This is a genomic window from Phenylobacterium sp. (genome assembly GCF_030693805.1).
Taxonomy (GTDB): domain Bacteria; phylum Pseudomonadota; class Alphaproteobacteria; order Caulobacterales; family Caulobacteraceae; genus Phenylobacterium.
Genome location: NZ_JAUXZW010000320.1, coordinates 1 through 8,518, shown reverse-complemented (window position 1 = coordinate 8,518; position 8,518 = coordinate 1). Strand labels below are relative to the sequence as shown.

Below are 8,518 nucleotides of genomic sequence, written 5' to 3'. Positions count from 1 at the left end.
CACCTGGCCGGCATGCCGCTGCACTGGCAGCTCACCTCCCGCGACGCCCGCCTGGTCGCCAGCACCCGCACCGCGCCCGCCTACAGGCTCTACGCCATGGCCGGCTCGGTCCCGCCCAAGCCCGCGCTGATCCATGTCGGCGACGGCGGCGCGTCCATCGCCGTCGAGGTCTACGAGATCGGCCTGGAGGCGTTCGGCGGGTTCGTCGTCGAGGTGCCCGCGCCGCTGGCCATCGGCACGGTGACCCTGGAGGACGGCTCGAGCGTCAAAGGCTTCGTCGCCGAACCCCGCGCCCTCGACGGCGCCGCCGACGTCACCACCTTCGGCGGCTGGCGCGCCTATGTTGCGGATAGGGCGAAGGGGTAACGGCTCGCAACTTTGAGAGACCCTTAGCGCCCATGCCTCTCAGTCCTTGGCATCCTTAGATGCTCTTGACTCTGATTACGAACGCGCCGCCCTCATCAACAGAACTCGTAAGGTCGGACGACGCATCTCGATGAACAAGAAACCGAAGGGCATGCTTCTGTATGGCCGAGAGATGGAACAGGCTTACAGTGACTATGTTACAGCGGTCGGGCAGGTCGCTTATCACTGGAATGCACTCTACGAACAACTTGGCCTGCTCTTCGTGGAAGTCACCGGCACACGCCGGAAGGTGGCCCTGGGCATCTGGTATGCGGTCCAGAATGATCGGCTCCAAGGTACTCTGCTTCTTTCCGCCCTACGGGGGCGTGAAGGTGAAGACCCGCCGTGGACGAGACATGCGCAGGCCGACGCTGACATTGCTTGGCTTGTCGCAGAGGTTCAGAACTCCCTTTCAGATCGTCGCAACAATGCGATCCACGCGCCTGCCGAGCTGCACTTCGTAGTCAATGAGGCGCGCGACAAACGACTCGTCCCCGGCCCCATTGAGATTGGACCCTCCTTTTACTACGGCAACCCTCGCGCGACGCGCTTGAGAGGGAAGGACCTGATCAAGGAATTGGAATGGTATGCGGCTATGGCACAAGCCTACTGCAGATTTGCTGAGGCCATGGTCGGAGCGCTTTCGACTGCAGGTTCGACATGGCCAAAGAGACCCAAGGTACCGTCACTCGGACAAAATCTAGACTAGGGCCGCTACTATTGTTTGCAGTCTCGTCGAGGTTCTTCGGTTCCTTCCTGAAACGAGCTCATCGATAACGTGTGAAGAGAGGGCCTCCCTACTCCTCCGCCACCGCCACCGCCAACGGGGCCAGCTCGGCCGGCACGGCGCGGGGAGCCTTATCGTCCAGAGGGAAATCGTAGACGGCGGTCGAGCCGTAGCGGTGCGGGGCCTGGGGGTCTCGGCGGCGCTTGTCGAAGGCCAGCACGCGGGTGCCAAGCTTGAACGCCTCTTTGATGTCGTGGGTGACCATCAGGATGGTCAGGCCGTGGTCGCGCCAAAGCTCGGTGATCAGCGCGTGCATGTCGAGCCGCACGCCGGGGTCGAGCGCGCCGAACGGCTCGTCCAGCAGCAGGATGCGCGGCCGCTTGATCAGCGCCTGGGCGATGGCGAGCCGTTGCTGCATGCCGCCGGAGAGTTCTCGCGGGTAGACGTCGAGCGCGTCGGTCAGCCCGACCTGGGCCAGCATGGCGGCGGCCTCGTCGCGGGCGGCGCGGCGCGCGGCGCCAAACAGGCGGCCCAGGATCGGCGCGCGGGCGCACTCCAGGCCGAACACCACATTGTCCAGCGCGCTCATGTGCGGGAACACCGAATAGCGCTGGAACACCACGCCGCGGTCGGGCCCCGGCTCGGCGCGCAAGCGTTCGCCGTCCAGCAGCACGCGGCCGCGACTGGGGGCTTCCTGGCCCAGCGTCAGGCGCAGGAAGGTGCTCTTGCCCGCGCCGGACGGTCCGACGATGGAGACGAACGAACCCTCGGCCACGTCGAGAGTGACCTTCTCCAGCACGATCTTGTCGCCGTACTCGACCCAGACGTCCTGGAAAGAGAGCGCCACGGGCGCGGCCATCAGGCGGCCTTCGGGGCGTGCGCCCAGGGGAAGGCCGCACGGCTCAGCGCCACCAGCGCCAGGTCCATGGCCACCGCCAGCAGCGAGATCCACACGACGTAGGGGATGATCACGTCCATCGCCAGATAGCGCCGCACCAGGAAGATCCGGTAACCCAGGCCCACGTCGGAGGCGATGGCCTCCGCCGAGATCAGGTAGACCCAGGCCGGGCACAACGACAGGCGCAGGGTGTCGATCAGCCGGGGCAGCGCCTGCGGCAGGGCGACGCGCAGGGTCACCAGCCAGGTGGACGCCCCGAGCGTCTGGGCCTTGACCAGTTGCTCCTGCGGCAGGGCGCCCACGTGCAGCGCCAGGTCACGGACCATGATCGGGGTGATGCCGACCACGATCAGCACGATCTTCGCCGTCTCGCCCAGGCCGAAGACGATGAACAGGATCGGCAGCATGGCGATCGGCGGGATCACCGACACCGTCGCCACGAACGGCCCGAGCCCCGCCCGCACATAGGGCAGCAGCCCCAGCATCAGGCCCAGCAGCAGGGTCGTCGCCGTGGCGATGACGATGGCCACGGCGAGCCGCTTCAGGCTGACCACGGTGTCGGCGACCAACGGGATCTCGCCGGTGCGCGGGTCGGCCTCGAAGGCCATGGTCTGCACGGCGGCGGCGATCTGGCCGACCGGCGGCAGCAGCCGGTCGGTCGGGTTCTCCGCGTGCCGGGCTGACGACGCCAGCAGGTAGAGGAAGACCACGGCCAGGATCGGGACCAGGCCCAGGAAAAGGCGACCGCCCGCCTGCGGGCTCGCGTTCAGCAGACGACGCATCGGGCGGTCACCATCACTCGACGAAATCAAAGGACAGGCGGAAAGCCTACAGCGAGCCGTTCGCCGCCATGTCCACATAGGTCGAGTCGAAGCGCAGCTTCACGTTCTGCGGGTTGCCCAGGGTCTTGCCGCCCGGGAACGAGATGCCGATGTCGTCCACCGACTTCGCGCCCGGACCGAACAGGCCGATCTGGAAGGCGAACTTGCGCACCCGGTCGTTGGCTTCCACCAACTTGGGGCTGGCGGTGAAGGCTGCTGCGGCCTTGGGGTCAGAATACAGGAAGGTGGTCTTGAGCTGGGCGTCATAACCGGCGAGGTCGGTGCCGGAGAGCTTGGCCATCGCCTCCCGCGCCGCCTTGCCCGCCGCGTCGTCCTTGGTCATCAGGCTCAGGGTCTCGTACCAGATGCCGGTCAGCGCCTTGCCGAGATTGGGGTCGGCCTGCAGCGCCTCGGTGGACACCGACAGGGTGTCTAGAATCTCGCCGGGGATCTTCGACGAATCGAACACCAGCTTGGCGCCCGGAGCCTTGAGAATCTCCGACAGTTGCGGGTTCCAGGTCACCACCGCCTTGGTGTCGGCGGCGGAGAAGGCCGCGACGATGTCGGCGTCGGAGGTGTTGATCACCTTGGCGTCGGGCATGGCCATGCCGCCGGTCTCCAGCGCGCGGGCCAGCAGGTAGTGCGACACCGAGTTCTCGACCAGGTTCACCGGACGGCCCTTCAGGTCGGCGAGCGTGGAGCCGCCCTTCAGGATCAGGCCGTCGTTGCCGTTGGAATAGTCGCCGATCATCAGGACGGTGGTGTCCTTGCCGGCCGCGGCGGGGATGGTCAGGGCGTCCATGTTGGTGGTGGTGACGCCGTCCAGCTTGCCGGCCGTATATTGGTTCAGGGACTCCACGTAGTCGTTGATCTGCACGACCTTGATCTTCACGCCGTACTTGTCGGCCCACTTCTTCACGATGCCGGCCTGCTCGGCGTACGGCCATGGCATCCAGCCGGCGTAGATCGTCCAGCCGATGGTGTATTCCTTGCCGGCCGGGGCCGCGACCGGAGCAGCGGCCTTTTCCTCGGCCTTGGGCCCGCAGGCCGAAAGCATCATGCCGCACGCCGCCGCCGCGACGGCGATGCGCACCCCGTTAAGCCAACCTTGCATGGGGACCCCCTGTGTGCGGTCGGCCGGGCGGCTGACCTTCGTCGGTATTACTGAGCGGCGAATTCGTAATAATCCATCGCGGCGCAGCGGGCTTGGCGCGAGGCCTTTGCGGCGCCGGGAAAACGGGCAATCCGAGCACGCGCTGCGCGCGCGATGGTCAGTACGGCCGGCGTAGATCGCACACGCTTCAGGGGAGCTTAGCCGCGCGATCCGCGTTAGGCTGCGGCGGGACATCGGCAAGGAGACGGCCATGCGCTGGGGCGGCGGACGACGTTCAGGCAATATCGAGGATCGCCGCGGGATGAGCGGCGGCGCAGTGGGCGGTCTGGGCGCAGGCGGCGTGGTGCTGGCGCTGATCGGTTATTTCGTCTTCGGCATCGATCCGTCGACGACGCTGAATGCGGTCAACGCTGTGTCGCCCGGCCAGCAGCAGGAGGCAGGCGAAATCGGCCAGCCGAAGGACGAGGGCGGCAAGTTCGTCGACGTGGTCTCGACCTCGGTCGACGACGTGTGGACTCAGGTATTCCAATCCAAGGGCGAGCGCTACCAGCCCCCGGCCGGCGTGGTGCTCTACGATCAGGCGACCGGCACCGGCTGCGGAACCGGCCAGGCGGCCATGGGTCCGTTCTATTGCCCGAGTGATCAGAAGGTCTATCTCGACCTGTCGTTCTGGAACGAGTTGGAGACCAAGTTCGGCGCCCAGGGCGAGGCCGCCCGCGCCTATGTCATCGCCCATGAGATTGGCCACCACGTCCAGCACCTGACCGGCCAGACGGAACGCGCCGAGCGGATGGGCGCGCGCGGCGCCGAGAGCGGCTCGGTGCGCCTGGAGCTGCAGGCCGACTGCTTCGCCGGCGTCTGGGCCGCGCGGGCCAGCCAGGTTTCGGGCGGCGCGGTGTCGCTGGACCCGCGCGATATAGAGGACGGGCTGCGCGCCGCTTCCGCCGTCGGCGACGACACGCTGCAGGAGCAGACTCAGGGCCGCGTCGCCCCCGACAGCTTCACCCACGGCACCAGCGCTCAGCGCATGCGCTGGTTCAAGGCCGGCGTCTCCGCCGCCGATCCCGCAGCCTGCGACACCTTCAAAGCCGCGCAGCTTTAGAGATCCGGAGCCGCCTGCCAGCGACTTAGGCTTGTGGGAAGCGCTGCTTTACGCAACCTTGGCGTGAGCTCGGGGGAGCGAAGCGTCGACTGAAGGCGCCCTGCCCCCTGCACGGGGACAGGACATGGCGACGCCGACGGCGACCGAAATCAACAATGCGCTGCTGATCCCCAACGCGATCTGGTCCGGCGGCGCCGTGACCTACAGCATCCCCGGGGCAGGCGCGCTGTGGCCCGGATATGGCCCTGGCGAGGAAGCCGCCGATCCCCGATACAGCGTCCTGTCGAGCGACCAGGCGGCGCAATTCCGCTCCGCAGTGGCGCGCTGGGACGCGGTGCTGGCGCTGCGGATGACCGAGACCGATGACGCCGCAACGGCAGGACAGATCCGCGTCGCCTTCACCGACGCCGACAAGCTGAGCGACGAGGACGTCTCGGGATACGCATATGAACCGCCCGCCGCCGGCGGCTCGGCCGTGCCGATCAACGGCGACATCTGGCTGGACTACAAGGACGCCGGCGCGCCGGTGTTCCCCGGGTCGGGCATGTACCTGGCGATGCTCCACGAGCTCGGCCACGCCCTGGGGCTCAAGCATCCGTTCGAGGAAGGCGCGACCCTGCCCGCCGCCTTCGACAACCTGCGCTATTCGGTCATGTCCTACACCTTGGCCCCGGATTCCACGTATCGGCTGGTGGAAGAGACGTCCAACGGACCCAAGCTGTCGGCCTACAGCCTGGTCCCGGCGACGCCGATGGTGTTCGACATCGCCGCCCTGCAGGCGCGCTACGGCGTGGACACCGCCACCGAAGCCCGCGACAGCAGCTATTCGCATAGCGGCTCAGGGCCGTTGCTGGCGACGATCTACGACGCCGGCGGCGAGGACGGCGTCGATATGGAAGGCGGAGCGCGCGGCTCGCTGATCGACCTGACGCCGGGCGCGTATTCCAGCCTCAACTACTGGTCCGCCGCTGACCAGGCGGCCTACTGGACGGCGAAATATCCGGCCCTCGCGGCCGAGATCGCGGCCGCATTCGCCGACCCGGACACCTACACCTGGTCGAACAACCTGGGCATCGCCTACAGCACGGTGATCGAGTATGCGCGCGGCGGCGCCTTCAACGACACCATCACCGGCAATGACGTGAGCAACGGGCTGCTCGGCGGCGGCGGGGCCGATCGGGTGTCCGCCGGGCTCGGCGGCGACACCGTCGCGGGCGAGGCCGGTGATGATTACCTGCGCGGCGACGCCGGGAACGACCTCATGAACGGCGGCGACGGCTTCGATGACGTCAACGGCAACATGGGCGACGACAGCATCACCGGCGGCCTGGGACCAGATTGGGTGGCCGGCGGCAAGGACAACGACATCCTGTTCGGCGAAGAGGACTCCGACGTCGTCTACGGCAACCTCGGCGCGGACATCTGCGACGGCGGCGTCGGCGACGATGTGATCCGCGGCGGCCAGGACAACGACACGGTCTATGGCCGGGACGGGAACGACTGGTTGTCCGGCGACCGGGGCGAAGACACGGTGGTCGGCGGCGCCGGCGCGGACATCTTCCACACCTTCAACGAAGCCGGCGTCGACCGCGTCACCGACTTCAACCGCGCTGAGGGCGACCGCGTGCTGGTCGATCCGGGCACGGCCTACACCGTCAGCCAGTCCGGCGGCGACGTGATCGTCGACATGGGCGGCGGCAATCGGATGATCCTGGTCGGCGTGCAGATGTCTTCACTGAGCGGCGACTGGATCTTCGGCGCCTGAGGATCTCGCGCCGGCGCGGCGAGGCCGCACAGGTTCGCCCTTGAGGAAGATCTTGACCGCTTCGACGTAGATCGCGGCGAGCACGCCTAGGGTCATCCAGGGGTGGATGATCCAGGCGCGCAACAGGTTGGCGTCCGTCGGCTCGCTGCGGTGTCCGGTGAACCAGGCCTGCAGCACCGGCCCTTGCGCGTCGCGGGCGGTGATGGCGATGCGTGCGGCGGCGTCTGGGGCGGCGACGTCGAAGTCGTAGTCCAGCGCCATGTCCATGAATGGCGAGACATAGAAGTCCTTGGCGCAGGTCTGCCGCGTGCGGCCGGCGTCATCCGGCTCCGCCGGGATCAGGTAGCAACGCCGCTCGCCGAAGGTGTTGTTGACCTCGTAAAGCACCGCCGCCAGCCGCCCGTCGCGAGCGTGGCAATAGTAGACGCTGAGCGGGTTGAAGCCGCGCCCGAGGACGCGCGGCATGCACAGCAGCCGGATCGCGCCGCCGCCCACGATCCCAGCGGCCGCGAGCCTCGCCTCCACCTGCGCCTTCAACGGCGTGTCGGAGCCGTCGCCGTGATCGCGCGGCTCGAAGCCCAGCAGGTTGAAGCGGCCGACAGAGAACAGCCGTGGCTTTGCAGTTGAAGCCGCGCCGAGCTCCAGTAGCAGCATGAAGATGCGATAGCGCAGCCGGTGCGGCCTGGGCCGGATCCGGACGTGAGCGGTCGACCCGCAATAGAGGCCGAGCAGGCGCATCACGCGGCCCTGGCCGGCTCCACGCCCGCCGAGGGCAGGCTGATCCGCCCGGACTCGTTCTCCACCGTCCAGGGTCGGCGAACGCCGCCGAGTTGCTCGGCGACCGCCAGGCCCGACTGCAAGCCGTCCTCATGGAAGCCGTGGCCGAAGTAGGATCCGCAGAACCAGGTGCGCCGCACGCCCTGCAGGTCCCAGAGGCTGGACTGTGCGGCGATCGCCCCGGCGTCGAACAGCGGATGGTCGTAGGCCTCGGCGCGCAGCACCTTCTCCGGCGCAATCGGCCGGGTGGGATTGAGCGTGACGAACAAGTCGCCGGCCCCGCGCACCGCCTGGAGCTGGTTCATCCAATAGGTGACGCAGCCGTCCTGCGGCGCATCGCGGCGACCGACGTGGTTCCAACTCGACCAGGCGAGCCGGCGCCTGGGCATCAGGGTGCGGTCCCTGTGCAGCACCGCCTGGTTGGCGCTGTAGCGGAACGCCGACAGCACGCGCCGCTCCGCCGCGCCCGCGTCGTCCAGCATGGCCAGGGCGTGATCGGCGTGGGCGGCGATCACCACATGGTCGTAGCGCTGCACGCGACCGTCGGCCTCGCGCACCTCGACGCCGGCCGCGTCGCGCCGCACGCCCGCGACCTTCGCGCCCACTCGCGTCTCACCGCGGAACGCCGCGGCCAGCTTGCGCACATAGGCCTGGGAGCCGCCGACGACCGTGCGCCAGCGCCCCCGCCCGGTCAGGCGCATCATCCCGTGGTTCTGGAAGAACCGGACCAGCGCCTCAGCCGGATAGTCGCGGATCGCCGACAGCGGGGTCGACCAGATGGCCGCCGCCTGGGGGATCAGGTGGTCGTCACGGAAAGCCTGGCAGTAGCCCTTCTCCGTCAGGTAGTCGTCCAGCGAGGTGAGCGGCGCGTCGAGGCCGGCCAGATCACGCGGCCCTTGGCGGTAGAAC

At 68.0% G+C, this 8,518-nt stretch carries 8 protein-coding genes and 1 pseudogene; 4 read left to right on the top strand and 5 right to left on the bottom strand.

All coding sequences use genetic code 11. From position 1 onward, the window contains the following. Positions 1 to 366, top strand: a pseudogene (locus Q8M88_RS12555) (allophanate hydrolase); the annotation flags it as partial. A gap of 130 nt (positions 367 to 496) precedes the next feature. Next, positions 497 to 1,114, top strand: coding sequence for a hypothetical protein (locus Q8M88_RS12550; RefSeq protein WP_305597496.1), 618 nt, complete (start codon positions 497 to 499; stop codon positions 1,112 to 1,114). A gap of 88 nt (positions 1,115 to 1,202) precedes the next feature. On the opposite strand, the gene Q8M88_RS12545 is transcribed toward Q8M88_RS12550, so the two are convergent. The 3 genes from Q8M88_RS12545 to Q8M88_RS12535 are packed head-to-tail and all read right to left on the bottom strand — an operon-like array spanning position 1,203 to position 3,965. Further along, complete coding sequence (locus tag Q8M88_RS12545) at positions 1,203 to 1,991, bottom strand: ATP-binding cassette domain-containing protein (protein WP_305597495.1); 789 nt, start codon at positions 1,989 to 1,991, stop codon at positions 1,203 to 1,205. Beyond that, entirely contained in the window at positions 1,991 to 2,812 is an 822-nt protein-coding gene (locus tag Q8M88_RS12540; RefSeq protein WP_305597494.1) for an ABC transporter permease, read from the bottom strand. The genes Q8M88_RS12545 and Q8M88_RS12540 overlap by 1 nt, the downstream gene beginning before the upstream one ends. 46 nt (positions 2,813 to 2,858) lie before the next feature. After that, entirely contained in the window at positions 2,859 to 3,965 is a 1,107-nt protein-coding gene (locus Q8M88_RS12535; protein ID WP_305597493.1) for a putative urea ABC transporter substrate-binding protein, read from the bottom strand. Between the two features lie 250 nt (positions 3,966 to 4,215). Here Q8M88_RS12535 and Q8M88_RS12530 point away from each other — a divergent pair, with 250 nt between their 5' ends. Both Q8M88_RS12530 and Q8M88_RS12525 read left to right on the top strand, forming a co-directional pair. Next, positions 4,216 to 5,067, top strand: coding sequence for a neutral zinc metallopeptidase (locus Q8M88_RS12530; RefSeq protein WP_305597492.1), 852 nt, complete (start codon positions 4,216 to 4,218; stop codon positions 5,065 to 5,067). Positions 5,068 to 5,191: 124 nt separating this feature from the next. Next, on the top strand, positions 5,192 to 6,832 hold the full coding sequence (locus Q8M88_RS12525; RefSeq protein ID WP_305597491.1) for a M10 family metallopeptidase: 1,641 nt from the start codon (positions 5,192 to 5,194) through the stop codon (positions 6,830 to 6,832). Here Q8M88_RS12525 and Q8M88_RS12520 read toward each other — a convergent pair. Beyond that, on the bottom strand, positions 6,800 to 7,570 hold the full coding sequence (locus tag Q8M88_RS12520; RefSeq protein ID WP_305597490.1) for a DUF1365 domain-containing protein: 771 nt from the start codon (positions 7,568 to 7,570) through the stop codon (positions 6,800 to 6,802). The two genes, Q8M88_RS12525 and Q8M88_RS12520, sit on opposite strands and share 33 nt — an antisense overlap. Next, on the bottom strand, positions 7,570 to 8,518 hold a 949-nt coding region (locus Q8M88_RS12515), incomplete at its 5' end, for an NAD(P)/FAD-dependent oxidoreductase (RefSeq protein WP_305597489.1). The genes Q8M88_RS12520 and Q8M88_RS12515, both read right to left, overlap by 1 nt.

What these genes read in the sequence shown, in the direction of transcription:
- Q8M88_RS12550 (WP_305597496.1), top strand. Translation starts at nt 497, where the DNA reads ATGAACAAGAAACCGAAGGGCATGCTTCTGTATGGCCGAGAGATGGAA.
- Q8M88_RS12545 (WP_305597495.1), bottom strand. Translation starts at nt 1,991, where the DNA reads ATGGCCGCGCCCGTGGCGCTCTCTTTCCAGGACGTCTGGGTCGAGTAC.
- Q8M88_RS12540 (WP_305597494.1), bottom strand. Translation starts at nt 2,812, where the DNA reads ATGCGTCGTCTGCTGAACGCGAGCCCGCAGGCGGGCGGTCGCCTTTTC.
- Q8M88_RS12535 (WP_305597493.1), bottom strand. Translation starts at nt 3,965, where the DNA reads ATGCAAGGTTGGCTTAACGGGGTGCGCATCGCCGTCGCGGCGGCGGCG.
- Q8M88_RS12530 (WP_305597492.1), top strand. Translation starts at nt 4,216, where the DNA reads ATGCGCTGGGGCGGCGGACGACGTTCAGGCAATATCGAGGATCGCCGC.
- Q8M88_RS12525 (WP_305597491.1), top strand. Translation starts at nt 5,192, where the DNA reads ATGGCGACGCCGACGGCGACCGAAATCAACAATGCGCTGCTGATCCCC.
- Q8M88_RS12520 (WP_305597490.1), bottom strand. Translation starts at nt 7,570, where the DNA reads ATGCGCCTGCTCGGCCTCTATTGCGGGTCGACCGCTCACGTCCGGATC.